Here is a 25,167-nt window from a genome sequence, read left to right on the forward strand (position 1 = left end):
TAGCATGCTTTTGAAAGAGTGGAGTCTTTTCATAGACAGTGTGAGGAGTTTCTTCAAGGACAGGGGATATCTTGAAGTTCACACAAGCATATTTCAAACGTATCCCAATATTGATCCGCACGTAGAACCTTTCAGCCTTGAGCTAAGCGGTAACTGTCCAAAAAGGGTTTGGCTGAGAACATCACCGGAGAATTCCATGAAAAAGTTGATCAGCAAATATCGTACCGATATTTTTCAAATAGGTAAAGTCTTTAGAAGAGATCCTTGCAGTAAGATCCATAGACCTGAATTTACAATGCTTGAGTGGTACAGGATAGGAAAAGATTATAACTACTTAATACAAGAGATAGGAGAACTTTTGAAATACCTTGGTGTTTCGCAGGATTATGAAATCATCAGATTGGAACATGCCTTTGAGGAGTATACCGGAGTTGTGCTGTCCGAAGATGAGGAGATTTTCAAAAACAATCTCATATCTTACGGTTATCCCTTTAAAGACGATGAGGACTGGGAAAGTATTTTCTACGAGATATACATACAAATGGAAAGACATTTGGGTAAGGAAAAGCCTACCTTTTTGACACATTTTCCTACGAGGTTGAGCGCTTATGCTAAAGTGGAAGGAGGTTACGCAGAAAGGTTTGAGCTTTATATAAAAGGTGTGGAGATAGCCAACGGTTGGACGGAAGAAACATCAAAAAGCGAGATAGAGAGGAGAATGAAACTTTATCTACAAGGAAGAGAAATGCCTATGGATGAAGAACTTTTAAAGGCATACGAAGATTTTCCCGAATGTGCGGGCTGTTCCATAGGTCTTGAGAGACTCTTTCTGGTTCTTAAAGGTTTTGAGAGTATGGATGACCTTGAGTTCTTAATTTAGAGATCTCTTGGATGTATTACTCCCTCTTCCGTTATTATTGCGGTTATGTTTTCTGCAGGCGTAATATCAAAAGCCAAATGAAGAGCTGGTGTATCATCAGGTGCGAACTTGCAACCCTTAAAAGACTTTATCTCATCTCCCGATCTCTCCTCTACTGGTATTTCATCTTGACTCTCCATACTCGGATCGAAGGTTGATGTAGGTGCAACTACGTAAAAGGGTATGTTGTGAGTTTTTGCAAGGACAGACAACGTATAAGTGCCTATCTTATTTGCCACGTCTCCTCTTTTGGTTATCCTATCTGCACCTACAAAGATAGCATCTATAAGTCCCTTCTTCATGAGAAAACCTGCAGTCATATCCGTGATGAGTGTGTGTGGTATACCCTCTTTGAGAAGCTCCCAGGCTGTTAGTCTCGCACCTTGCATGTAAGGTCTCGTCTCATTCACAAAAACGTGTATCTTTTTGCCCGAATAATGAGCCGATCTTATAACCCCAAGTGCGGTCCCCCATCCAGCTGTCGCCAACGCCCCTGTATTACAGTGAGTAAGTATCCTCATACCATCCTTTATAAACTCACTACCTATCTGACCCATCCTTTTGTTTGCATTGTAGTCTTCTTTCTCTATATTGATAGCTTCTTGTTCAATATCCTTGCCTTCTTTTAAAGCCTTCGCCATCCTGTTCAAAGCCCAAAAAAGGTTATAAGCTGTCGGTCTTGTATTTTTCAACACAGCCTGTACCTTTTCAGGCTCCTCCCTTTTTATACCAAGAACGAAACCGTAAGCGGCTACACAGCCTATAGCAGGCGCTCCTCTTACAGCCATACTCCTTATGGCATCCGCAACCTCAATGTGATCCGTAAGCTTTAGCCAAACCTCCTTATCTGGAAGATCTCTTTGATCCAACAAAAGCAGATAATCACCCTTCCAATAAAAAGCCTTCACTTCCATAACTCTTCTCCATACCTTTCTTCAAGTTCCAGCTCCAACAAAAAGAGATACTTTAAAAATACGTAAAAGAACGTTGAGAAAGCAACAGAAAGTCCTCGCACTCCATCAAGGAAGCCAAGCTTCAGAAAATAAACCTTAAAAGCATCCCAAAGTGGGTTAATCAGTAGGTTATACAGTTTAAAGTCTTTTCCCTCTCTTTTCATGCTCCTTGCCATGATTTTTGCATACTCTATGGATTTGATATAGTGATGATGGAGGCTCTTAAAAGAGTAGTGATTGAGGTATCCCTTTAGCTTTCCCGCTTTGCCAGAGTAAATGGCTCTTTCGTGAAGTTCCCCCTCAAAGCGTACTGCTTCTTTTTTAAAGAGTCTTACCCTCCATTCGGGTTGCCAAGCGTGGGACAAAAACCTCCCTAAATAGTAAGTTCTCCTGTTTAGCATGTACACTTGGTACTCTTGGGAGGCTATTGCCCGTTTTATTGATGATCTTAGATCTTGAGTCAGCTCTTCGTCCGCATCCAGAACAAGTACCCACTCACCTTGACACAAGCTTAGTCCGTAATTGAGCTGTTTGGAGTAACCTTCCCATTCCTTAAAAAACACCTTAGCGCCAAGCTCTTTTGCCAACACTACCGTGTTGTCCTTTGAACCCGAATCCAGTACTATTATTTCATCAGCTATAGGTTGAGCGCTCTTTATCGCTCTTTGTATGTTTTTTTCCTCGTTCCTTGCACGGATAAGAACGGAGAGCATTTATTCAAAGACCTCCAAAAATATCTCTCTCATCTCCCTCATTCTAAGCTTGAGATCCTCAAGAAACTCGTCTCTATCCATGCTTAAGGAGTTTGCGATCTTTGTAATATCCTGCGCGCTGAGAACGGATGTTCCCCTTTCTTTGGAGAGTCTAAGTCTTGTCTCTACAAGTCTCAAAAACATGTAATGTTCGTAAGCCTTTTTGAGAATGGGGTGCTTCTCCACTAACTTCTCGTAAGCCTTTATCATAGAAGGTTCTCTCATCCTTTCAAGAATTATAAAGTACTGTGCCAGAAACTCGCCGTCAATTATACCGCCTGGAGCGAACTTCAGGTCTATAGTCTCAGCACCTTTTTTAGCTTGCGCCTCAAGGGCAGATCTGATGGTCTTTATATCCTCTTTTTGTTCTTTCCCCATAGGCTTATCAAAGAGAAAATTCTCAAGAATAAGCTCAAAGTGGTCGTAAAGATCTTGATCTCCAGCTATATATCTACATCTGGTCCATGCGAGTCTCTCCCAGGTTCTGGCATACTTTGAAAAATACTCTTTGTAAAAGTCTAAAGAAGGTATGAGTTGCCCCTTTGTCCCCATGGGTCTAAGCCTGAAATCTACATCGTAAAGGTAACCTTCCCTTGTGTGAGTAGTTAAGAACCTTATGAAGTTTTGTACGAGGCTTACCCTCTCATCTCTGTGATCCCTTCCTACAAAGACGAGATCAAGATCCGAGCCTATGCTAAGCTCTGAACTTCCATACTTTCCCAAAGCTATTAGTGTCATATTTTCTCTAAACAGATCCAGCTTTTCCCACAGCTTTTTCATAATGAAGTCTGCAAGATCTGTGAGGCTTTTGAAGAAGTCTTTCAGCTTTGCGTATTTATCATCTTTTTTAGCGAGGTAAACGAGGCTTATTCTTACCTCCCAAACCTTTTTGAATCTTCTGAAGGTGTTTTCAAGGCTCAGTTTGAGCGTACTTTCGTATTTTTCAAATTCCTCTTGAAGGAGGCTCTCTTCCGGAAAATCCTGATAAAGAGTCAAAAGGTCCTCAACGAGATCAGGATTTCTGCTCACAAGTGTAGAAAGATAGGAAGAGAGGGAAAAGACTTTACAAAGTATTTTTATAACGTCCTCCTTTGATGGACTTAGAATTACCTTTCTTCCCGTTGGATTAGAAAAGAATTTGTCAAAGTTATTGAGTGTCTCGTCCGGATCCGGTGAAGCCGACATATACGAAACTATTTTGGGTAGCATTTCAAGGAGTTTTTTTCTTTCGTAATTGGAAAGGTTTATACCCTCCCTGCCGTGTACATAACTGAGGAGTATGTTGTAAGTCCTTACTGGATTTTTAAAACCAAGTTTAGAGAGGATCTCTTTAGCATGCACGAAATCTTCTGTCAGTATAGCTTGTTGTATAGGTTCGGGTTCTTTCTCTTCGCCTGAAGGTATCACGCTTTTGAAGATGTTACTTACACCTTTTGTGTAAATGCCGATCTTTTTTTCAAATTCTTCAGGTTCGTATCCCATCATTTTGGCTATTATAGGGATATCTTCTTTTGTAAGTTTCTGCGTTTGTATGCACCTGTAGGTTTGAACTCTATGCTCTATCTTTCTCAAAAACTCGTAAGCTTCCTCAAGAAACTTAGCTTCTTCATTGGAAAATACGCCTTTCTGATTCAATCTCCATATGGCTTTAAAGGTGTTGCTCTCTCTCAGAAAAGGGAACTTTCCGCCAAGCAAAAGTACTAAAGATTGAACGGCAAACTCAAGCTCTCTTATTCCTCCCTCGCAAAGCTTTATATTCACAGCTTCATATGTCTGCCTTTTTGCTTGTGCCAAGATCTGAGCCTTTATAAATTGAACCTCCTCTATGATCTTGTAATCAACGGATCTCTTAAAAACGAAAGGTATCCTGACATCCCTTTCAAAACTCTGATAGAGATCTTCATCACCTGCTGAAAACCTTGCCCGCAGAAGCGCAAATCTTTCCCATATCCTTCCATAAGACTCGTAATAAAGCTCCGCACTTCTCAAAGACATACTTATGGGTCCCGATCTTCCAAAGGGTCTAAGATCCAGATCCACCTCGTAGGGTTTCCCTTCAGGTGTAACATTGCTCATTAGAGTAAAAACCTTTTGAAATACTTTGGAAAAAAACTCGTTCAGGCTTAGCTTTCCCGCAAAACCCTTATCCGAAGAGTGCAGAAACATTATATCTATATCCGAGTAGTAATTGAGTTCAAAGCTTCCAAGCTTACCCAGGGCTACCACACATCCGGTTGCCTCTCTATTGTTTTCTTCAATAGGCTTTCCATAAAACTCGCTAAATTCTCTGAAGGCTCTTTCATAAGCAAGCTCAAGCATGGCATCAGGGAGGTGAGAGTACTCTACAAGAAGATCCTCAAGTTTTGCCGTTTTTAGTATCTCCTTGGAAAGTATCCTCATAAGTTCCCTGTGTCTGTAGTAGGCAAGCCTCTTTGAAAACTCATCTTCTGGTAGGCTATCGGTAATGAGTTCTCTCAATTCTTTCAGGTAGTCTTCTTTCCTCTTGGTCACATACCAGAGTCCGGGTATAGTGTTTTGAAAGTCCTCAGGATGATTTATGAGGAACTTTCTTATGCAGTCTGAGTGATCAAGCAGTTCAAGGAGTAAGGTAAACCTCCTTTGATTGAGGTAATTTATCAAAGTTTGAGGATTTCTGTGTCTTTTCAAAAGTTCTTCTAAGCTTTCTTTTGCCCTTTGTGGATTCACAAGCCTACGCTCAGCAAGTTGCCACCACTCAACAGGAAACATACTCTCTTATATCCTTCTTGGAAATAGAAGGAGCTTTTCTTTAAGGGTGTAGGAGCTAAAGGTGTACGGCTCTATGTTCTTGACCACTTTCCCCAAGCTCATATTTTTAACTACAGTTTCCATCTTCTCAGGCATAAAGGGTTGTAAAAGGTAGGCAAGGACAAAAAGACCATCCGTTAGATTGTAGAGGATACTTCTGAGTTTTCCCTCATCAGATTTGGCTAAACTCCAAGGTGCTTTCTCATCCACATACTTGTTTAAAAAACTGGAAAGCTTCAGCACAGCCTCAAGAGCGTTATAGAAATCTAAATTCTTCATTCTTTGTTCGTAATCTCTTATGACTTCCCTGCAAAAAACTTCGTAAACTCTATCTTTCTCTCCAGATGCGCTTCCCCCTGTGTACCTTATTAGCATAGCACTCACTCTGCTAAATAAGTTTCCTATCTCGTTGGAAAGCTCTCCAGTGAGTCTGTTTCTCAAACCTTCTTGTGTTATGTCCCCATCTTGACCGAAAGGTACCTCCCTCAAAAGGAAGTATCTCATCTCATCAAGCCCATAGTCTTTAACCATCCTGTAGGGATCTATGACGTTACCTAAGGATTTGGACATCTTTTTACCTTCCACTTTCCACCAGCCGTGAGCAAAGATACGCTCAGGCACTTGATAGCCCACGGACATGAGGAAGGCAGGCCAATAAACCGCGTGAAACCTCAAGATGTCTTTGCCTACAAGATGCAGATCGGCAGGCCAGTAGTGAGGTCTGTCCCAAAGTGCGGATATGTAATTGAAGAGGGCGTCAAACCATACGTATATGGTTTGTTCTTTGTCAAAGGGTACTTCTATACCCCACCTCACCCTGGCTGTAGGTCTTGTGACAGAAAGGTCTTTAAGTCCCTGTTTTACGAAACTCACAACCTCGTTCTTCCTGTATTCGGGCATAATAAAGTCCTGATGCCATTCGTAAAGTCTCAAAAGCTCTTCCCCATACTTGGAAAGTCTGAAGAAGTAAGAAGGTTCTTTTAGATACTCGCAGGGTCTTAAGTGTATGGGGCAGATATTTCCGTCAAGGAGTTCGCTCTCGGGCTTAAACTCCTCACAGCCTACACAGTAATATCCTTCATACTCACCCTTGTATATGTCTCCCCTTTCGTAACTCTTTATGAACATCTCCTGAACGAACCTTACATGCTCCTCGTCCGTAGTCCTTATGAATCTGTCGTAACTTATTTTCATAAATTCCCACAGTTTCTTGAAGTTCTCCGCATTTTGGTCTGCAAGCTCCTTGGGTGATATGCCCTTTTCCTCTGCGGACTTCTGTATCTTTAACCCATGTTCATCTGTGCCTGTCAAGAAAAAAACATCGTATCCCCTTTGCCTGTAAAACCTTGCCAGAGTGTCCGCAGCTATAGTGGTATAAGCATGCCCGATATGGGGTATATCGTTCACGTAATATATGGGTGTAGTTACGTAAAACTTCATAACTCAGTACTCACCTGACATGAGCTTTTTATAAAAGCTCTCTGGAAGGAATGCATGTCTGTGCATATCCGCACTGTAGAGTTTGGTCTGAACGCTCACCTGTCTTGATGGTTCTCTAACAGGGTGCTTTTTTGACGCTATGGAAAAAGTCCACCAATAGCCTGCATATCCCGGTATCACCGCAGTATAAAGATCCACCACGGAAAATACCTTTTTGAGGGACTTTTGTACCCTTCTAACTATGTCCGCATGATAGTGGATGGATTCCGTTTGACCAACGTATATGCCATCTTCTTTCAAAGCCCTGAAAACGTACCTGAAAAACTCGTCGGTGGTCAAGACGTGCGCAAACCCAACAGGATCCGTAGAATCAACTATTATCACATCAAACTCCTGCTCGTAATCCTGCACGTACCTGTAGCCGTCCTCATTCAAAACTATGACCCTTGGGTCTTCAAAAGCTACTGACATGGTAGGGAAAAATCTTTTTGAAACCTCTATAACTTCCCTGTCTATGTCAACCAGAACCGCCCTTTTTACTTCCTTATGCTTTAGTACCTCCCTTAAAGCACCGCCGTCACCTCCCCCTATTATGAGGACATTTTCAGGGTTAGGATGTGCATAAAGTGGGATGTGCGATATAAACTCATGATAAATAAACTCAAACCTCTCATCACACTGAGCTACACCATCAAGAACTAAAACCTTGCCAAAGTTAGGAGATTCAATAACCATTATCTCCTGATACTCGCTTTTGCCCTCGTAAAGGATCTTGGAAACAGGATAGCAATGTCTTACGGGAGCGTAAGGATCACGCTCAATGAAGAACACATCCATCATCTCTCATCCACCTCTTGAGTTTTTGATAGATTATATAACAAAAGTACATCCGATACGGAAAGCTCCTCCACCCTGACTAAGGGATCCACACCTGCTTTTTTGAGTATGTCCTCACTCAGCTTGTTTTTTATAGCTTTTCTCTTCATAGAATACAATTTTACGAGAAAGCTCTTGTAATCTTTCACATCTTTAACCTCATTCCAACTTTCTTTTCTCACAAACTCAAGAACTGCGGACTGAACTTTGGGTGGAGGTAAAAAGAACCTTGCAGGCACACTCATCACGTATCTAAGTTGGTAAAAAGTTCTCACAAAGGTGGAGAGCCATGAAGATCCTTTGAGCAGTTTTTCAGCTACTTCCTTCTGAAGCATGTAAAGGGCAAAAGGGATGCACTTTCTGTGGATAACTGTGTTTTCAATTATAAGACTTGCTACATTATAGGGTAGATTCCCTATGAGTTTCAATTTCTCACCAAAAGAACAAAAATCAAATTCTGTCGCATCAGCTTGCACGATACTTAACCTTTCATCTTTTATATTGACAAGCTCCTGTATCATCTGAGGATCTATCTCTATTAGATAGAGCTTTTTCAAAGGTGAGTTTAGAAGTTCCCGTGTAAGGTTTCCTGTACCAGGACCTATTTCCACAAGTACATCACCTTCCTCTATAAGGGCGTGCTTTACTATGGCTTTTATGACCCCAGGAGAGACAAGCAGATGCTGTCCGTAACTCTTTTTTAACCTCAAAGTTCTCTTGAAGGACAAAGATCGTAAAGTACGCACTCCTTGTGTTTGGGATTTTTTGCGACGCATACGTATCTTCCATGCAGTATAAAGAGGTTAGAAAGCTTTCCCCAATCTTGCCTTTGTGTGATCTTCATAAGATCTGCCTCAATCTTTTCCGGCTTTTCCTCATTGGTAAGTCCAAGCCTTCTGCTTACTCTCGCGGTATGCGTATCAACCGCTATACCTTCGTTTATACCAAAGGCATTGTAGAGGATCATGCTTGCACTTTTCCTCCCTATGCCTGGAAGTTTCGTAAGCTCCTCTATGCTCTTTGGAACTTGACCCTGATACTTTTCAAGGAGTATCTTACAAGCACTCCTTATATACTTTGCCTTATTCCTGTAATAGTTTATCGAGCTTATGTCCTTTTCAAGCTCCTCAGGGGATACCTTCAGATAATCTTCCGGGGTCTTGTACTTTTCAAAGAGTTTTGCGGTCACCTGGTTTACCTTAGCATCTGTCGTTTGAGCAGCAAGTAAGACAGCTATTAGAAGCTCAAAGGGCGTCTGAAAATTAAGCTCAAGCTTGTTGGGATATATCCTTTCAAGCCTTCGTATGATCTCTTCCACGAGCTTTTTCTTATCTTCCTCTTGCATACTCTCAATTATAGCCTATAAAATATCTCCCTTATGAGGGACTATAAAGATACACTGAATCTTCCGAGAACGGACTTTCCTATGAAGGCAAACCTTCCAGAAAGAGAACCGCTCGTACTCAAAAGATGGGAGGATCTTTACCAAAAGATAGAGACTTTGACAGTTAGCAGACCTCTTTATGTGCTTCACGATGGACCTCCTTATGCCAACGGTAACATACATATAGGACACGCGCTCAACAAAGTGCTAAAAGATGTTATCAACAAGTATATGCTCATGTGCGGTTTTCGGATACATTACGTTCCAGGATGGGATTGTCACGGACTTCCCATTGAACAGCAAGTGGAAAAGGAACTGAAAGCCCAAAATATAAAGAAAGAGAGTATAAGCAAGGTAGAATTTAGAAAACTCTGCAGAGAGTATGCACAAAAGTTTGTGGAGATTCAGAAAGAGGAGTTTAAGAGGCTCGGCATAATAGGAGATTGGGAAAAACCTTACCTTACTATGGATCCTTCGTATGAGGCTGAGGAAATAAGAGAGCTTGGAAGGCTCTTCAAAAAAGGTATAGTGGTCAAAAGCAAAAAGCCGGTATATTGGTGTATCTATGATAAAACTGCTGAAGCTGAGGCTGAAGTGGAATATTACGAAAGAAAGGATCCAAGCATATACGTCAAGCTTCCCATAAAAGACCAAAAAAATACCTATTTGGTAATTTGGACAACAACGCCTTGGACATTACCTGCTAACATGGGTGTAATGGTAGGTGAAGAGTTTACCTACGTTCACTACAAAGTAGGTGAAGATACATATATAGTAGCTGAAAAGCTCCTTGAAAATTTTGAGAGTATTACCCGATTAGAGGGGATTATCACAAAGAAGGTAAAGGGTAAAGAACTCGTTGGGCTTCTCTATAAGAGACCATACACTGATGGTGAGGGGAGGGTTTATCCTTCTGAGTTTGTGGAGCTAAATGCAGGTACGGGGATAGTACATATGGCACCAGGTCACGGTAGAGAGGACTACATAGTAGGTTTGAGATACAACCTTGAACCCTTTTCACCCGTTGATGACGAAGGTAGATTTACCGACGAAGCACCACTCTTTTTGAGAGGTAAAAAAGTCTTTGACGCAAACGAGCTTATAATAGATGACCTCAAAAGTAGAGGACTTTTGCTTTACGAAGAAGTAATTACACACTCCTATCCTCACTGCTGGAGATGTAAAAATCCCGTCATATTCAGAGCAACTCCTCAGTGGTTTATAAGCATGGAAGGAAAAGTAAACACCAAGACTCTTAGAGAGTTAGCCATTGAAGAGATAAGCAAGGTAAGGTGGATCCCAGCTTACGGAGAAAATAGAATAAAGTCCATGGTAGAGACAAGACCAGATTGGTGCATATCAAGGCAGAGATACTGGGGAGTACCTATAACCGTCTTTTATTGTAAAAATTGCGGCAATGTTGTTGCGGATGAAAAAGTGCTTGAACATATAGCTATGCTTGTGGAAAAACATCCAAAAGGCACCGATCTATGGTTTGAGTTAAGTGAAAAAGATCTACTGCCAGAAGATTACAAATGCCCTCACTGCGGATCTGAGGAATTTGTAAAAGAAGAGGACATACTTGATGTGTGGTTTGATTCGGGAGTATCTCACGCCTGCGTACTTAAAAAACGAGGTATACTCACAGCTGACATGTATCTTGAGGGTTCGGATCAGCATAGAGGATGGTTTCAATCTTCCCTTCTTGAGGCTGTTGCTTCTTACGGAAAAGCACCATACAAAGCTGTGTTGACACATGGCTTTACCGTTGATGAGCAGGGTAGAAAGATGTCAAAGTCTTTGGGAAACGTGATATCACCTCAAGAGATTATAACCAAATACGGATCTGATATATTGAGACTTTGGGTGGTCTCTGAAGACTACACTGAAGACATAAAGCTTGGAAAGTCCATACTTGAGAGAGTAGTAGAGGACTATAAAAAGATAAGAAATACTTTGAGATTCTTGCTTGCAAATCTTTACGACTTTACACCAGACAAGGTTGTACCTTACGATCAACTACACCACTTTGACAGATGGATGATCTCTTACTTACAGACAGTATTGGAAAACATACATAGATTTTATAAAGAATACGCCTTTCACAGAGTTTATCACCTTATCAGGAACTTTTGCAGTGTGGAGCTTTCAAGCCTTTACCTTGATGTCCTAAAAGACAGACTCTACACTTACGCACCCAATGCCTGGGAAAGGAGATCCGCACAGACAGTCCTTTACGAACTTCTCAAGTCCCTAACCACAAGTATTGCACCTTTTCTTAGCTTTACCGCCGAAGAGATGTGGGAACACATGCGTAACATAGACAGTAGTCTCCCTGAAAGTGTTTTCCTTAGCCAGATACCAAAGCCGAGAAATGATCTTGTGAATGAAGAGCTGATGAGAGATTACGAAATACTTTCTAAGATAAGGGATGACGTCTTGAGTGCTATAGAGCTTGCAAGAAGAGATAAGCATATAAGCCACCCTTACGAAGCTAAGGTCTTTCTTTGGGGAGAAGCAAAACTGATAAAGCTTGTAGAAAAGTACGAGGATTACATAAAGTTCTACCTAACTGTCAGTCAAGTACAGCTAAAAGAAGGAGGAAAGTACAGACTGCCCGGAAATAGCGCCTTAGGTTTACATGTGGGAGTAGAGAAAGCATCGGGAAGAAAGTGTCCCAGATGCTGGATGTATTACAAAGAGGATGAATTCGTTGGAGAGCTATGTCAAAGGTGCGCCGGTGCTGTAGCTAAAATGAGTCAGGAGGTATAAATTATAATGTTTTGGAGGTTGATATGCGACATGAAGGTGTACCTATTATAGATATGCTCAAACAGGAGGAAGGTTCTATACTTGTCTTTTCACACGAAAACCCTGATGCGGATACGCTCGGAAGTGCCTTAGCTTTATACCTCTTTCTAAAGAAGAAGGGTAAAAAGGTAAAAGTGGGATGTAAAGATAGGGTGCCTCACTTTCTTGATTTTCTGCCTCATTCGGATGAGATAATTGAGCTTCCCACACCGGAGGTTTTTGATACAGGTATTATAGTGGATGCGAGCGGTTTTTATAGAGCAGGTACAGAGGTCAAAGCCATAAAGAAGGTTAGGATAGATCACCACATAGGCGGTGAATTTTACGGCATTTATGACTATGTTGATCCTTCCGCGCCTGCAACCGCTTACATAATCTATCAAATTCTCAAGGTGTGGGACGAATCAGCCATTGATAGTCAGATAGCCGAATGTCTTTATGCGGGGCTTGCAACGGATACAGGATTTTTCAAGTATTCTAACACTTCAGCGGAAACTTTTCAGATAGCTAAGGAGCTTGTAGAAAAGGGTGCTGATCCTCACCGGACATATATGATGTTTAGTGAAAGGGAATCCTTAGGGAAGATGAGACTCATATCCAAAGTGCTTGACACACTAAATTTGTACGAGGATGGTCTCATTGCAGGCATAATTGTTTATGATAGCTTTTTCAAAGAGACCGGCACCACTTATCCTGATAGCGAAGGACTCGTCAACTTTCCTAGATCCATAGAAGGTGTGGAGGTAGCTTTTGCGCTCATAGAAAAACCTGACGAGGGTGTATGGAAAGCCTCTTTGAGATCCAAGGAGAAAGTGAATGTAGCTAATATAGCACAGAAGCTCGGAGGCGGAGGACACAAGTACGCCTCGGGCTGTAAGATAAAGGCTCGTTCAACCGCTGAAGCCTTAGATATACTTCTTTCAGCCATAAAGGAAGAGTTGAAACAGGAGTATTCACAAAAGGTCCAATGCCCCGCTTAGGAGTTCACGTATCCTCTGCAGGTTCCATCCTGAAGACTTTTGAAAGGGCAAAGGATATTGGAGCTGAGGTTTTTCAGTTCTTTTTAAGAAGCCCAAGAGCATGGAAGGCTAAATATATAAGCGATGAAGAAGCTCAAAGGTTCGTAGAAGCTAAAAAGGATTGGGAATATTTGATGGTTCATGCACCCTATCTCATAAACCTGGCAAGTTCGGATCCTCATTTGAGAAAAAAGTCTGTTGAGGTCTTCATTCAAGATCTAAAAGTTTGCGAACAGCTAAAAGTGGAGTACTACAACTTTCATCCGGGAACCGCCAGAGGTATAAGCGAGAACGAAGGCATAAAAAACGTAATAAAGAGTCTTGAGGAGATCTTTTCTATTTACACGCCTTCCTACACATGCCTGCTTTTTGAAAATACCGCCGGTGAAAGAGGAGATCTGGGAAAGAACTTTAAAGAGATGAAAAAGCTTATAGATCCTTTCAAGGATTTAAAGGTAGGTATATGTATAGACACATGTCACGCCTTTGCATACGGCTACGCTATAAATACGAGTAAAGGCTTTGATGCCTTTAAAAGGGAGGTGGAAAGAAACGTAGGTATGGATCGCATAAAAGCTATACATTGCAACGATTCAAAGGTACCCTTAGGTGGAAGAAAGGACAGACATCAACACATAGGTTTGGGATACATCGGCGTTGAAGGTTTTAGACTCTTTCTGAAAGACCCCTACTTTTCAGAGCTTCCATATTATTTGGAAACTCCGAAGGAGGACGATTGGGACAGAAGGAACTTACAACTCCTGAGAGGATTACTCTCAGAAAAGTAACAAGAGGCTTGCAAGTATACCATAATTGGCGAAGCTTTCATGCTTAGTAACACTTTTGTGAAAACCGAAACTTACTGACAATCTCTTTAAAGAATAAACTCCACCGAAAAGTACATGAGAATCAAGCTTGTTTACACCATCCTGGGTAGGCTTCAGAAATTTGATCTCACTGCCTATAATCAGGTCATCACTCACCTTTCTATAAAAGCAAAAGATAGCACCGTATGTATCCCTTAACTCTTCTACAAAATTAGCTTTTATATACAAAAAGTTTGCGTTGTAACATATATCACCTTTACATACCTGAGTTATGATATTTAAGTTTGCGGTTATCTTACCATAGCCTATACCTCTTTTGCCTGTATTCAAGTTAATCTGAAGCTTATAACCGGCTTCAAAGTAGCCAACTTTCATGGGTATATGTTTGATGAAAATCCCCATATCGCTAAATCCGCTGTTTTTTGTACCATCACTGTACCTGTAAAGAGAGTAGGGCAAGATAAGAGCCATATCCATATTTTCTACAACTCCCCCGGTGAGCTGTACGATGGCATCATGGTGCATAGTCTTATCGTAGTGTTTGAAATAGGCATATTGAAACTCCAGTTGAAATTTCCCTTTACCCAAAGTATCAGTGTCCTCACCAGTAAAGGGAAAGAAAGCAAAGGAAAAAGAGACAAAGGAGAGACAAAAAAGTATCCAACTCATCATAAACCTCCAAAATTGAGATTGAATATTAATTTATTATATGGGTGAGGGAAGGATATCTAAAGAGGCATAAATTATGGAATTAGGAGGCAGAAACAGATGGCAAAAACTACAAAAAGTGTAAGAGGTAGTAAAAACATGATAACGCTTCAGTTTAAGTTAGACTTATCTAAAGAAGACCTCAAAACACTTAAAGACTTGATGAGAAGACAGTCCTCTTGCCCAAGATATGCCTATAACAGGCTATTGGAAGGCAAAGAAAGAAAGGGATTTCAATCTATCTTTGGTCTTAACTCAAGATATGTGGAGTTAGCTCCTGTGCTTGGTGCAGGTGCTATGGCAGACCCAAATACCGCCTGCCGTGTTCTGGGTCTGTCTGAAGAAGGCGGGATACAAATAGCACGGCACAAGCTGTATGGTTTTATACAGCTTGGCTAACAAGGGTTGTTATGATTGAATATCTTGTTGAAGAGGTAAGCAAAAGGCTGGAAGGAGGTTTGTGTGTTGAGCTTCCCGACGGCAGAATCTTAAGCGAAGGTATATGCAGGATAAGGATTAGAGATTGGAGAGTTATCAAGAGTATACTCAAAGATCCAGAAATGGGTTTTGGAGAAGCTTATATGAAGGGGGAAGTGGAAATAGATGGTGACCTCGAAAAGTTTTTGATTGCATGTGTAGGTTATTTGAGAGAGAAGTATCAGCGTAGGGGTTTTAAAAATAGCTTTCTTAGAAGTCTTCTCAAATTTTCCGGACTTTTGAAGTTTTTAGAGGGGCGAGAAGTCAGGAAGCATTACGATCTGGGCAACGATTTTTACAAGCTCTGGCTTGACGGTTCTATGACATACTCGTGTGCCTTTTTCTCAAAAAAGGAACAGGATCTGGAAGATGCGCAAGCTGAAAAGAGGAGCATAATTTATGAAAAGCTACAGCTCAGAGATGGTGATAAACTGTTGGATATAGGCTGTGGATGGGGTTCTATAATCCTTGAGGTGCCAAAGCTTTACCACATAGAAACTGTAGGGATAACTCTTTCCAAAAACCAGTACGAATACGTCAAATTCAAGATAGAGAGCGAAGGATTGAAAGGCAAGGCGAGAGTTTACCTAATGCATTATGAAGATCTGCTGGATCTTAAAGAAAGGTTCAACAAGATCGTTTCTGTAGGTATGTTTGAACACGTAGGAAAAGGGAGGCACAGAAAATTTTTCAAAATCGTAGATAAGCTTATCCAAGAAGGAGGTCTATTTCTCCTTCACACCATAGGGAAAGTTCTTCCCGAAAGTCAAAGTACGTGGATAAGAAAGTATATATTCCCAGGTGGTTACATACCTGCCCTTACGGAAATACTTGAAGCTTCTAAAGATTTAAATTTCAACCTCATAGATATAGACAATTGGAGACTACACTACTACAGAACCCTGAATGAGTGGAAAAGAAGATTTTATAATCACGCTCAAGAAGTGATCCATCAATACGGAGAAGAGTTCTTCCGTATGTGGGAACTATATTTGGTCTCCTCAGCTGTTTCTTTCTTGACAGGTTCCAATCATTTATTCCAAATACTTTTTTCCAAGGGTGTACTCAATGATTATCCTATAATGAAGAGGTACTTCTTACCCGTACACCATTGGGTATGCGGATAAAGGAAATAGAAAAGATACACAGCAGTTTGAGTGTAAGGCTTTTGGTAAAAAGATTAATGCACGGGTGAACTACTCCACTTTCGTGGGGCGTTCCATTTGATAAGCTATTTAGCCTTTATCTTATCACTCTACAAACTACTTGCCTAACCCTTCCTTTAGCCATTATCAAGCCTTTTTCTATAAGTGAGGATCTTCTTGTGTTGTAGGTAATAAATTTCTATAGATGGGGGGAACTGTAGTGCAAGGACTCACATCAGAACAAGCCGAGGAAAATATAAAAAGGTACGGCTTTAATGAAATAGAGGAAAAGAAGGAGCATGTCTTATTAAAGTTCTTAAAAAAATTTATCTCTCCCATTCCTCTGCTTTTGGAACTTACTATGCTCTTTCTCATTATATTGGGAAAGTATTATGATAGCCTTGTAATTTTGGGACTTCTTATCTTCAACGTAATTTTATCTTTCTCTCACGAGATAAGTGTGGACAGAGTTATACAGTTGCTAAAAAAACACCTTGATATAAGAGTAAGAGTTCTACGTGACGGTCAATGGAAAGATATTCCATCTCGCCTTTTAACTATGGATGATATTGTATTGCTTCAAAGCGGTTTTATTGTACCCGCGGATATAGAAATTCTTGAGGGAAATATCAGCGTTGATCAATCTTCTATAACGGGTGAATCTCTTCCGAAAAGCTTAAAGAGTGGTGATGTAGCTTATATGGGTTCCTTAGTTGTGAGAGGTGAGGCGATAGGTAAAGTCGTTGCTGTAGGCTCAAGCACCTTTTACGGAAAGTCTGCAAAACTCGTACAGGAAGCTGGAAACAAAACCCAACTTGAGATCATCGTATTTAAGCTCGTTGAGTATCTATCCCTTTTCAGTTTATTTTTAATTGTTACCCTGCTTGGGCTTTCTGTCGTGGACAAAAAACCCTTAGAAGAGGTCCTTCCATTGCTCACAGTTCTGTTGATTCCCATAATACCCGTTGCGTTACCTACAGCCTTCACTATAGCTACCGCATTGGGAGCAAAGGAGCTTGCTCAAGAAGGGATCTTAGTTACTAAGCTTTCAGCCATAGAGTCTGCAGCAGGAATGGACATTTTGTGCATTGATAAAACTGGGACAATTACGAAAAGCAAAATTCAGGTAACAAAAGTTATACCTTATTCAGGATTCTCGGAGGAAGAAGTCATCTGTATGGGAGCTTTAGCTTCCGATCCAAAACAGAAAGACCCTATAGAAAATGCCATATACGAGTATTTAAGCGACAAACTGTCCTGTTTGGAAAATTATGAAGTGAAGGATTTTGAACCTTTTGATCCATCAAAGAAGTACTCTAAGGCTAAGGTATTAATAAATCAAGAAGATGTTGAGGTATACAAAGGTTCTCCAAAAGTTGCACCAATTCCAGAAGATGCACACAAAATAATTGAAGGAATGGCTTTGGAAGGTCTAAGAATCATATGTGTTTGGAAAGTATCAAAAGGAAAAGTGAAGTTTTTGGGCTTTATAGGTTTTTCTGATCCAATAAGAGAAGATTCTAAGAAGCTGATAGATAAGCTTAAAGCCTTAGGTGTAAATGTAAAGATGCTAACCGGTGACACTAAGGATACTGCAAAACGTATAGCTTCTTTGGTAGGGATAGAGGGTGACGTGTGCGACACAAAAAATATAAGGGAAGAGTGCGGTGTCTTTGCGGAGGTTTTCCCAGAAGATAAATTTAGCATTGTAAGGGCTTTTCAGAAAATGGGACACATAGTAGGTATGACGGGAGATGGTATAAATGATGCTCCCGCTTTAAAACAAGCCGATTTGGGTATAGCGGTTTCAAATGCAACGGACGTCGCAAAATCATCAGCTTCAGCTGTACTCACAAAGGAAGGCTTAACAAATATGCTTTCACTTATAATCTTATCAAGAAAGATCTATCAGAGACTTCTAACCTATGTTTTCTCAAAAACCATAAGGGTCTTTCTTATAATTCTGAACATTTTTGTTTACTACATAATTTATAATGAATATTTGCTAACTACAAAAATGGTACTTTCTTTGTTTTTCTTCAACGATTTTATAACCATATCCTTAGCCACAGATAACGTAACGTATTCAAAAAAACCCGAAAAGTGGAATATTAAAAGGTTAACCCTTGCTTCTTTTATATTGGGTTTATTCTGCGTTATATGGGTATTATTTTTAATTCTTTTCATAGGAAAAGAAGTGTTACACCTTGACACACAACAAACAAAGACACTTTCCTTCTTAGCGATAGTATTGAGCATTCCCGTGAGCATTCTTTCCATTAGAGATAAGGGATATTTTATAAAAACACCTCCCTCTAAGTATCTTTTGGTTGCTATGACTTTCTCAATTATTGCATCAAACTTAATGGCTGTATTAGGCATATTTATGTTTCCTATAGATCTTAAAAGCGTGTTATTTGCGGATATCTTTGTAGGATTGATGTTCTTACCTATGAATATTTTAAAAGCCTTCATATACAGCTTATATGAATGATACCCTTATGATATAATTCCATATATATGAAAGGCAAAATAATATTTGTCCATAAGTTGTTTCCTATTGATATAGATGGCGTTTTAGGTGGTGCGGAAACGGTAAGTGTTGAAACAGCTTTTGGATTTGCAAAGGCAGGTTGGGATGTTTATTTTTTTGGATATTTGCCAGGTGGAAACAGGATTATAAATGGAGTTAAGTTCGTAAATTATGGAGAAAATTACGATCTCTACAATGTTTTTAAGGAATACAAAAACATAGAATTTGATGCATGTTTATGCGTACATGCGTATCCTGTCAAAACCCTTATAGGTTTTGAAAATATACACAGGTTTTTCCTTTTACCGCAGGATATGAGCTTTATAGAACACAGAGTAACATCACACTTTGTAAACAAATATATGGATGGTGTAATATGTATCTCTGAGTATCAAAAAGAAGCATATTTAAGGTGGGGTGTAAGTAAAGAAAAACTGATAAAAATACCTTACGGTATAGACATAGAAAGATATAAACCATCTTCTACAAAAAATTTTAGAAAGATAATGTTTGCAGGGGCGACTATTAAACAAAAAGGGATAGACCTCCTGCTTGATGCCTTCAAAATACTCAAAAAACGTATGCCAGAGATAGAGCTTCACATATACGGAGATGCTACCCTATGGGGAGGGACGGAAAGTGTTAATCTGGACAGTCATTTGCCCGGTGTTTTCTTTCATGGTAAGGTTGAAAAGGAAGATCTTATAAAGGCGTACGGCGAGTCTGCCTTATGCGTAATACCCACAGTACCGGAACTTTATCAGGAATCACTTCCCAGATCCTCCTTGGAAGCGCAAGCGTGTGGATGTCCCGTTATAGGTACAAAAAGTGGAGGTCTTCCAGAAACTTTTCTGAATGGAGAGACGGGTTTTCTTGTTGATCCATTAAACGTTGAGAATCTTGCACAAACAATAGAGAAAGCTCTTAAAGATGAAAACACACTGAGATCTATGTCAAATAAGGCGGTGGAGTTTATAAAGGAAAACTTCTCTCACGAAAAGCATATAAAACGACTTGAAGAGTACATCCTTTCCGTACCTCCGCTTAAGGAAAGGGTAAGCAATATAAATTACGTTGACTTGAAGATCTTGTATTACACGGAAGTTCCTTTAATGCCCTCAAAGACATCTTCGTGCAACAGAAATTACGAAATAATAAGGATACTTCTTGAAAAAGGTGCTAAGATCACTTACACGCACGGATTTTTCGTAAAGGAGGTAGAAAGGGAGATAAGGGACTTAGCAGACTTACACAAAAACTTTAACATATCAGTACCTGTATACAAAAAGCTATCTATTATTGGGGAACACGATCTGCTTTGGATAACTGAAGCCTGGGATCTTGAGAGGCTTCGCAAAGCTCTTGCTTTGGCAAGAATAGCCAAGTTAGTATACGATGTACCTGTAGTATTTGATGCCATGGACTGCATATACAAGCACCTTTTAAGCGGAAAGAAAGGGGGAGCGAACTTCAGTCAGGAGGAAATACAAGCTGTACGCACCGTAGAAAAAGAACTGTACGATATATCCGATATTGTGATCTTCGTATCTGAGGAAGAGAGAGAGTTTGCTGTAAGGGAGTTCAACTTAGACATTAAAAAAACTTTCATAATTTCAAACGTACACCATCCAGTGGATACACCTACAAAAGCAGAAGGGAAAAGTGTGTGTTTTATAGGCGGTATATTGAACTTTAATAATCTTTTGGCTGTGAAGTACTTTTTAAATGCCGTGTATCCTCATGTATTAAAGCGTGATAATCATATAGAGTTTTATGTTATAGGTGATAGGACAGATGAGCTTAAAATTGAGGATCTTATCGAAGACAAAAAACTGCTGGAAATATACAAAAGGAGAGTACACCTTATAGGTTGGGTAAAGGATATAGGTAAGGAGATAAGAAAGCACAAACTCTCCGTGGCACCTATGGTATCAGGCTCAGGGATTAAAGGGAAGATACTCAATAGTCTTGAGTGGGGTGTTCCGGTAGTAACAACACCCATAGGTGCAGAAGGTTTTGCTAATATTGAAAGCTCAGGTATCGTTGTGGCAAAGGAACCTGAAGAGTTCGCAGATGCGGTGGTAAACATAATAGAGGATACTTCCCTGAGAGAAGATCTTGCAAAAAAGGGATTAAATTATGTACGCGAAAACTTTTCAAAGGAGCGTGCGGGGAAAACCCTTGATGAGATGCTTCCCATGATAAGACGATCCATAGCGCTTAACTTCTCAGAGATAAGACCGTGCGGTTATAACATCGTGAAAAAGTACTACAGTTTTCTGCCAGCAGGTTACGAAGGAGTTGATAACCTTGACCAGGTTGTGTGGTCCGTCATAAGCAAAATAGGAGGCGATTTTGATGTGATTTCCTTTAACTTTATGGATGTTTACCGTATAGAACCTCGCATAAGACCCTTCCTCTTAGAGGATCCACCTGAATCGTACAGATGGTTACCAGCACTGATTGTAAAGGATATGCAGAAGAAATTTCTTAAGAAGGGTAGCATACAATACCTCCACATTGATATACCTCTATGTTACAGGGAATACACACAAAGGGGTCTGAAAGGTAAACTCATAGAATTAGGTTTGAAAAACAAGATGTTTTTCAAAAGGCATCCCATACTTGAAAAGGTAGCCAAAAGGATTTACAGGTTACTGACATGAACATAGTTATAGTTGAAAATCATATTCCCTTTCTGGAGGGTGGTGCAGAGAGACATACCGAAGGTTTGAGAGAAGCACTTTTAAAAGTAGGTCATCAAGTGGAAATTGTGAGAATACCCTTTAATTGGTATCCAAAGGAGAACCTAATAAAAAGCGCCTTTATAGTGAGGTTGCTAAACTTTAAGAACATGGGTGGGAAGAATATAGATCTGCTGATAGCCTTGAGGTTCCCCAATTACTATATTGAACATGATCGTAAAGTTGTTTGGCTTATACATCCTCACAAAAGCGCTTACGAGCTTTGGGATAGACCTTTTATAGATCTTCCCAGAGATCCGGGTGGGTATGCGGTAAGAGAGTTCATTCTTAAGATGGACAAAAGATATTTGAGGGATGCCAAAAAGGTATTCGCTAACTCAAAAACCGTAGCTGAAAGGTTAAAGAGATACATAGAGCTTGAAGCTGATGTGCTTTATCACCCACCTCCAAATGCTGAAAAATTTCACTGTAAGAGTTACGAAAGCTTCATCTTCTTCCCAAGCAGGATAAATCCGTTGAAGAGACAGATCTTGGCGGTAGATGCTATGAGATATGTCAAGAGCGATGTAAAACTGTTGATATGTGGCAGACCGGATAATTTAGACATATATAGAGAATTACTGGAGACAATTAAAGGGCTTGAGGGGAAAGTGGTGTATTTGGGAGAAGTTGGGGAAGAGGAGAAAATAGATCTTTATGCAAGGTGTTTGGCTGTGCTTTTTCCCACTGCTGAAGAAGATTATGGCTACGTGACTTTAGAAGCTATGCTTTCTAAAAAGGCTGTGATAACGTGCGTAGATTCGGGTGGACCTACGGAGTTTGTGGAAGATGGAATAAACGGTTTTGTGGTAGAGCCAAAACCTGAAGAGATAGCCAGAGCTATAGACACGCTTGCTCAGGATATAAACCTCGCAGTTAAGATGGGGGAAAATGCTTACGAGAAAATCGTTTCACTGCACATATCTTGGGATTTCGTAGTTGAGAAGATTCTTGAACAAGTATGAGGATCGGTTTTGTATGCGCGGAAGAAGGTTATTGGGTATTACCCTTGCTCGTGTCTTTGCAAACTTATGCTGAAGTTCTCCTTTTTACACCGCCTGAGAGCAATTTCCGAATTTACGAAGAATGCGGTATACCAACTGCGGTAATTAATTTTCAAGAAAGCCCTGATCACGAACTCTCATCCTTTGACGCTGTACTTTACTTACTCAGTACTTACTCGTATCAGAAGTTAAAAGGATTCATCCGTGTACCGGGTATCCTGCTTTTGAAAGGTGAGGTTCCTTTTACGCAATTTAACAGCTACAAAGATGCCATTTTGCACTTTTTCTTTGAGGAAGATCCCATAAACGAAGCTCTTCTTATAATGTCGGAAACAGCACCCCATACAAAAACACTGTGTCCCTTCAAAGAGATAAACTTCAGCTTGGGTTATAAAGATCTAACGAGAGAAATCTTCAGCGGTATAAGGTTAGCACATGCCTTTTTACCCTTCTATAACTTTATGGTGGATTTGAGGGATAAATTTCTTAAAGATATGGGGAAAACATTATTAACTGAGGAATTTATTGAAGAATTAGTTAAAGAGCTAAACACCTTTTATGACATTTATAAGCTTTCTATAGAATCTTTCTCTTAGAGAACCATGAGGTATTAGTTTTGGTTTTATTATGTGATACTTGTCGTATATTTTGAAAAAAATAGACGATCTCAATTTATGCAATTCCTCTTCACAGTTTTTAAGATCGTGTTCAAAGGAAATTTTTGCATTTCTCTCCTTTCTCAATTCTTCAATAAGTAGCTGTGTAGCTTTTATCTTTTTAAGAAGTTCATTCTGTGGATCCTGACATAGAAGATCGTAAGATAAAAATCCAAGTATATCATTAAACGTCATATGCCTGTCAATAAAAAGAAAAGCTTCGTAAAGTCTATCTTCACCTGTGTGTATGGTGGGATATCTCATAAAGGCTTCCGTTCTCTTTATCATAAGTTGACTTTTCCCAAGACTGTAAGCATACTCAAGGAGAGCTTCCCTTTTGACATTGTATATCTCTGTTACATCCACAAGAAGGTTATATCTGAATGTATTGTAAACTCCGTAAAGATAAAGCTCAAAAAGGGGTCTCTCTTCAAATATAGACAGTATCGAAAGGGATACAGCTATGTGATCGGGATGATGATCAAAAGGATGAGGGACATAAACCTTTTGGAAATCTGCGATCACTTTGCTGAGAGACGATCTTAGTTCAGGCAAGTGATGCGTAAGTTCTCCATCTGGAAAGTCCAGAAAAATCACCTTTCTTATGCCGAGAATCTCAGATACACGAAGGCATTCTTGTTTCCTTCTCTCCACATCAGTTTTTTCGTACAGTTTAGATCCATCTGTAACAACACAAAGATGAACTTTCACGCCTTCCCGTGTATGTTTGTAAATTGTACCACCACACCCGATCACTTCATCATCGGGATGAGGAGCTATCACGATAACAGAGCCTTTTTCATGTTCTCTCTCCATGAGATTAAAGAAAACCTCCTTGATATCTCGTTCGTAACGTATATCTTATAATACTCTCTTATACACCTGTATTGTTTAAGAATTCTGATCCTCTCTAAAATATCTTTTATGTCCAAACTCTCTATCAACAGACCATCCAAAAAGTTTCCTAACTCTTTTGCCACACCTACTTTTGCGGTTATAACGGGTATTCCGCATGCGAGGGCTTCCACAATGCTGAGTCCAAAACCTTCGTATCTTGAAGGAAACAAGAGAAAATCCGCAAGATTGTATATTAGAGGCATGTTCTCAAAGGGTACTTCCTTGAAAGTGGTTATGTCCTTGAGTACGGGGAGGGTATTCAGACCACCGCTTGAAATGACTTGGACCCAGAATATATCTCTGTAAGTGTAGCTTACCACTTCTCTGAATATATCGTAACCCTTTGTGTAGTCATTTCTCCCCACATACAACCCAACAAAGGCATCCTTGGGTATGTTAAACACCGACCTTGCTTTGAGTTTTTCCATAGGAGAGAACTGATGCATTACTGGATTGTGAACAACTATTATATCTTTCTCAACACCCATATATTTTTCAATCTCTTCCTTGACGCTCTCGCTAACAGCTATCAATCTGTTCGCCGCGTTACCTACGAAAACCTCAGATATATATCCGTTGAGATAGGCATTTCCTATGTAATCCTCAAAGTTCTCATAGCCTCTCATAATGTGGGAAAAGGCTAAATACAACATATGGAAAACTGCAACTGTTCTTCTCGCCTTTCCGGGAAAAAAGCCAAGACCTGCTATATTGTTGATTACCGCAAGGTCATATTTTTCTCCGCAGGAATGAGCGTGCCTACCTATCCAGTAAGGAAAGTAATCTCCAACCTTTTGTGTGTTATCCTTGTGGAATATATCCACCTGAAACCCCTCCTCCCTGAGGAGATCCCGCGTATGCAAAACAATCTTCTCCGTTCCACCCTTAAATTTAAGAGGATCATAAGATGTCATAATGATCGCTCGCATGTTCAAAATTATACCTAAAATGGACGCTTTAATACTTTCAGCTCCTTTATGCTAAGCCCAAAGCTCAATAAGTTAAATGCGGAATTTTACATAAAACTCATGAGGTACGCACCACAACTTTATGGACTTTTTTACGACACTCAAGCCAGAAGGCTCTCCTTTTTAAAGGAGAGATGAATGGCTAAAGACTACTTGACAAACTATTCAAAATGTGCCATACTGGGACAAACATCATGACAAAATTTGAAAAAATCAAGGAAACTCTCAGGGAAACCAAAGAAAGAAGGAAATTTCAAATAGCAAGAA

The 25,167-nt window shown here is 40.1% G+C and carries 21 protein-coding genes; 11 read left to right on the top strand and 10 right to left on the bottom strand.

Going from position 1 to position 25,167, the window contains the following annotated elements; genetic code table 11:
- The first annotated feature begins 4 nt into the window (after positions 1–4).
- Entirely contained in the window at positions 5–880 is an 876-nt protein-coding gene (epmA, locus tag ABWK04_08350) for an elongation factor P--(R)-beta-lysine ligase (protein MEZ0361882.1), read from the top strand.
- On the opposite strand, the gene mtnA is transcribed toward epmA, so the two are convergent.
- Genes mtnA through nth form a run of 7 tightly spaced genes read right to left on the bottom strand, consistent with a single transcriptional unit; the run spans position 877 to position 9,072 of the window.
- Complete coding sequence (mtnA, locus tag ABWK04_08355; protein ID MEZ0361883.1) at positions 877–1,833, bottom strand: S-methyl-5-thioribose-1-phosphate isomerase; 957 nt, start codon at positions 1,831–1,833, stop codon at positions 877–879. The two genes, epmA and mtnA, sit on opposite strands and share 4 nt — an antisense overlap.
- Positions 1,824–2,585 (bottom strand): glycosyltransferase family 2 protein, encoded by a 762-nt coding sequence (locus tag ABWK04_08360; protein ID MEZ0361884.1) that lies wholly within the window; start codon positions 2,583–2,585, stop codon positions 1,824–1,826. Before ABWK04_08360 ends, mtnA begins: the two co-directional genes overlap by 10 nt.
- Positions 2,586–5,372 (bottom strand): glutamine-synthetase adenylyltransferase, encoded by a 2,787-nt coding sequence (locus tag ABWK04_08365; GenBank protein ID MEZ0361885.1) that lies wholly within the window; start codon positions 5,370–5,372, stop codon positions 2,586–2,588.
- A 6-nt stretch (positions 5,373–5,378) separates the two neighbouring features.
- Positions 5,379–6,851, bottom strand: a complete 1,473-nt coding sequence (metG, locus tag ABWK04_08370) for a methionine--tRNA ligase (GenBank protein MEZ0361886.1) — start codon at positions 6,849–6,851, stop codon at positions 5,379–5,381.
- Positions 6,852–6,854: 3 nt separating this feature from the next.
- On the bottom strand, positions 6,855–7,691 hold the full coding sequence (gene speE / locus ABWK04_08375; protein MEZ0361887.1) for a polyamine aminopropyltransferase: 837 nt from the start codon (positions 7,689–7,691) through the stop codon (positions 6,855–6,857).
- Positions 7,688–8,503: a 16S rRNA (adenine(1518)-N(6)/adenine(1519)-N(6))-dimethyltransferase RsmA gene (gene rsmA, locus ABWK04_08380; protein MEZ0361888.1), complete on the bottom strand. Its 816-nt coding sequence runs from the start codon at positions 8,501–8,503 to the stop codon at positions 7,688–7,690. The genes speE and rsmA overlap by 4 nt, the downstream gene beginning before the upstream one ends.
- Entirely contained in the window at positions 8,434–9,072 is a 639-nt protein-coding gene (nth, locus tag ABWK04_08385; GenBank protein MEZ0361889.1) for an endonuclease III, read from the bottom strand. Before nth ends, rsmA begins: the two co-directional genes overlap by 70 nt.
- Positions 9,073–9,105: 33 nt before the next feature.
- On the opposite strand from nth, the gene ileS reads away from it, so the two are divergent.
- The 3 genes from ileS to ABWK04_08400 are packed head-to-tail and all read left to right on the top strand — an operon-like array spanning position 9,106 to position 13,729.
- Positions 9,106–11,883 carry an isoleucine--tRNA ligase gene (gene ileS / locus ABWK04_08390; GenBank protein MEZ0361890.1) on the top strand — a complete coding sequence of 926 codons (2,778 nt, stop codon included), beginning with the start codon at positions 9,106–9,108 and terminating at the stop codon, positions 11,881–11,883.
- A gap of 23 nt (positions 11,884–11,906) precedes the next feature.
- Positions 11,907–12,902: a bifunctional oligoribonuclease/PAP phosphatase NrnA gene (locus ABWK04_08395; GenBank protein ID MEZ0361891.1), complete on the top strand. Its 996-nt coding sequence runs from the start codon at positions 11,907–11,909 to the stop codon at positions 12,900–12,902.
- Entirely contained in the window at positions 12,890–13,729 is an 840-nt protein-coding gene (locus tag ABWK04_08400; protein ID MEZ0361892.1) for a deoxyribonuclease IV, read from the top strand. Before ABWK04_08395 ends, ABWK04_08400 begins: the two co-directional genes overlap by 13 nt.
- On the opposite strand, the gene ABWK04_08405 is transcribed toward ABWK04_08400, so the two are convergent.
- Positions 13,718–14,437 carry a hypothetical protein gene (locus tag ABWK04_08405; protein ID MEZ0361893.1) on the bottom strand — a complete coding sequence of 240 codons (720 nt, stop codon included), beginning with the start codon at positions 14,435–14,437 and terminating at the stop codon, positions 13,718–13,720. The genes ABWK04_08400 and ABWK04_08405 overlap by 12 nt on opposite strands.
- A 99-nt stretch (positions 14,438–14,536) precedes the next feature.
- Between ABWK04_08405 and ABWK04_08410 the strand changes: the two genes are divergently transcribed.
- From ABWK04_08410 to ABWK04_08435, 6 genes are all read left to right on the top strand, one after another.
- Positions 14,537–14,875 carry a hypothetical protein gene (locus ABWK04_08410; protein MEZ0361894.1) on the top strand — a complete coding sequence of 113 codons (339 nt, stop codon included), beginning with the start codon at positions 14,537–14,539 and terminating at the stop codon, positions 14,873–14,875.
- Positions 14,876–14,886: 11 nt separating this feature from the next.
- Entirely contained in the window at positions 14,887–16,080 is a 1,194-nt protein-coding gene (locus tag ABWK04_08415) for a class I SAM-dependent methyltransferase (protein MEZ0361895.1), read from the top strand.
- Between the two features lie 223 nt (positions 16,081–16,303).
- Positions 16,304–18,592 carry a plasma-membrane proton-efflux P-type ATPase gene (locus ABWK04_08420; protein MEZ0361896.1) on the top strand — a complete coding sequence of 763 codons (2,289 nt, stop codon included), beginning with the start codon at positions 16,304–16,306 and terminating at the stop codon, positions 18,590–18,592.
- 26 nt (positions 18,593–18,618) lie between these two features.
- Entirely contained in the window at positions 18,619–21,297 is a 2,679-nt protein-coding gene (locus tag ABWK04_08425) for a glycosyltransferase (GenBank protein MEZ0361897.1), read from the top strand.
- Positions 21,294–22,340 (top strand): glycosyltransferase family 4 protein, encoded by a 1,047-nt coding sequence (locus ABWK04_08430; GenBank protein ID MEZ0361898.1) that lies wholly within the window; start codon positions 21,294–21,296, stop codon positions 22,338–22,340. Before ABWK04_08425 ends, ABWK04_08430 begins: the two co-directional genes overlap by 4 nt.
- Positions 22,337–22,975 carry a hypothetical protein gene (locus ABWK04_08435; protein ID MEZ0361899.1) on the top strand — a complete coding sequence of 213 codons (639 nt, stop codon included), beginning with the start codon at positions 22,337–22,339 and terminating at the stop codon, positions 22,973–22,975. Before ABWK04_08430 ends, ABWK04_08435 begins: the two co-directional genes overlap by 4 nt.
- On the opposite strand, the gene ABWK04_08440 is transcribed toward ABWK04_08435, so the two are convergent.
- A complete protein-coding gene (locus ABWK04_08440; protein ID MEZ0361900.1) occupies positions 22,925–23,851 on the bottom strand; it encodes a PIG-L deacetylase family protein in 927 nt (308 codons plus the stop codon). The two genes, ABWK04_08435 and ABWK04_08440, sit on opposite strands and share 51 nt — an antisense overlap.
- On the bottom strand, positions 23,815–24,861 hold the full coding sequence (locus tag ABWK04_08445; protein ID MEZ0361901.1) for a glycosyltransferase family 4 protein: 1,047 nt from the start codon (positions 24,859–24,861) through the stop codon (positions 23,815–23,817). The genes ABWK04_08440 and ABWK04_08445 overlap by 37 nt, the downstream gene beginning before the upstream one ends.
- A gap of 48 nt (positions 24,862–24,909) precedes the next feature.
- On the opposite strand from ABWK04_08445, the gene ABWK04_08450 reads away from it, so the two are divergent.
- On the top strand, positions 24,910–25,038 hold the full coding sequence (locus tag ABWK04_08450) for a hypothetical protein (protein ID MEZ0361902.1): 129 nt from the start codon (positions 24,910–24,912) through the stop codon (positions 25,036–25,038).
- Positions 25,039–25,167 lie beyond the last annotated feature (129 nt).

This window comes from Hydrogenobacter sp. (assembly GCA_041287335.1).
Taxonomy (GTDB): domain Bacteria; phylum Aquificota; class Aquificia; order Aquificales; family Aquificaceae; genus Hydrogenobacter.

What these genes read in the sequence shown, in the direction of transcription:
- ABWK04_08450 (MEZ0361902.1), top strand. Translation starts at nt 24,910, where the DNA reads ATGCTAAGCCCAAAGCTCAATAAGTTAAATGCGGAATTTTACATAAAA.
- speE (MEZ0361887.1), bottom strand. Translation starts at nt 7,691, where the DNA reads ATGATGGATGTGTTCTTCATTGAGCGTGATCCTTACGCTCCCGTAAGA.
- ABWK04_08360 (MEZ0361884.1), bottom strand. Translation starts at nt 2,585, where the DNA reads ATGCTCTCCGTTCTTATCCGTGCAAGGAACGAGGAAAAAAACATACAA.
- ABWK04_08435 (MEZ0361899.1), top strand. Translation starts at nt 22,337, where the DNA reads ATGAGGATCGGTTTTGTATGCGCGGAAGAAGGTTATTGGGTATTACCC.
- ABWK04_08430 (MEZ0361898.1), top strand. Translation starts at nt 21,294, where the DNA reads ATGAACATAGTTATAGTTGAAAATCATATTCCCTTTCTGGAGGGTGGT.
- epmA (MEZ0361882.1), top strand. Translation starts at nt 5, where the DNA reads ATGCTTTTGAAAGAGTGGAGTCTTTTCATAGACAGTGTGAGGAGTTTC.
- metG (MEZ0361886.1), bottom strand. Translation starts at nt 6,851, where the DNA reads ATGAAGTTTTACGTAACTACACCCATATATTACGTGAACGATATACCC.
- rsmA (MEZ0361888.1), bottom strand. Translation starts at nt 8,503, where the DNA reads ATGCGTCGCAAAAAATCCCAAACACAAGGAGTGCGTACTTTACGATCT.
- ABWK04_08415 (MEZ0361895.1), top strand. Translation starts at nt 14,887, where the DNA reads ATGATTGAATATCTTGTTGAAGAGGTAAGCAAAAGGCTGGAAGGAGGT.
- ABWK04_08405 (MEZ0361893.1), bottom strand. Translation starts at nt 14,437, where the DNA reads ATGAGTTGGATACTTTTTTGTCTCTCCTTTGTCTCTTTTTCCTTTGCT.
- mtnA (MEZ0361883.1), bottom strand. Translation starts at nt 1,833, where the DNA reads ATGGAAGTGAAGGCTTTTTATTGGAAGGGTGATTATCTGCTTTTGTTG.
- ABWK04_08410 (MEZ0361894.1), top strand. Translation starts at nt 14,537, where the DNA reads ATGGCAAAAACTACAAAAAGTGTAAGAGGTAGTAAAAACATGATAACG.
- ABWK04_08420 (MEZ0361896.1), top strand. Translation starts at nt 16,304, where the DNA reads ATGGGGGGAACTGTAGTGCAAGGACTCACATCAGAACAAGCCGAGGAA.
- nth (MEZ0361889.1), bottom strand. Translation starts at nt 9,072, where the DNA reads ATGCAAGAGGAAGATAAGAAAAAGCTCGTGGAAGAGATCATACGAAGG.
- ABWK04_08445 (MEZ0361901.1), bottom strand. Translation starts at nt 24,861, where the DNA reads ATGCGAGCGATCATTATGACATCTTATGATCCTCTTAAATTTAAGGGT.
- ABWK04_08395 (MEZ0361891.1), top strand. Translation starts at nt 11,907, where the DNA reads ATGCGACATGAAGGTGTACCTATTATAGATATGCTCAAACAGGAGGAA.
- ABWK04_08365 (MEZ0361885.1), bottom strand. Translation starts at nt 5,372, where the DNA reads ATGTTTCCTGTTGAGTGGTGGCAACTTGCTGAGCGTAGGCTTGTGAAT.
- ABWK04_08400 (MEZ0361892.1), top strand. Translation starts at nt 12,890, where the DNA reads ATGCCCCGCTTAGGAGTTCACGTATCCTCTGCAGGTTCCATCCTGAAG.
- ABWK04_08425 (MEZ0361897.1), top strand. Translation starts at nt 18,619, where the DNA reads ATGAAAGGCAAAATAATATTTGTCCATAAGTTGTTTCCTATTGATATA.
- ileS (MEZ0361890.1), top strand. Translation starts at nt 9,106, where the DNA reads ATGAGGGACTATAAAGATACACTGAATCTTCCGAGAACGGACTTTCCT.
- ABWK04_08440 (MEZ0361900.1), bottom strand. Translation starts at nt 23,851, where the DNA reads ATGGAGAGAGAACATGAAAAAGGCTCTGTTATCGTGATAGCTCCTCAT.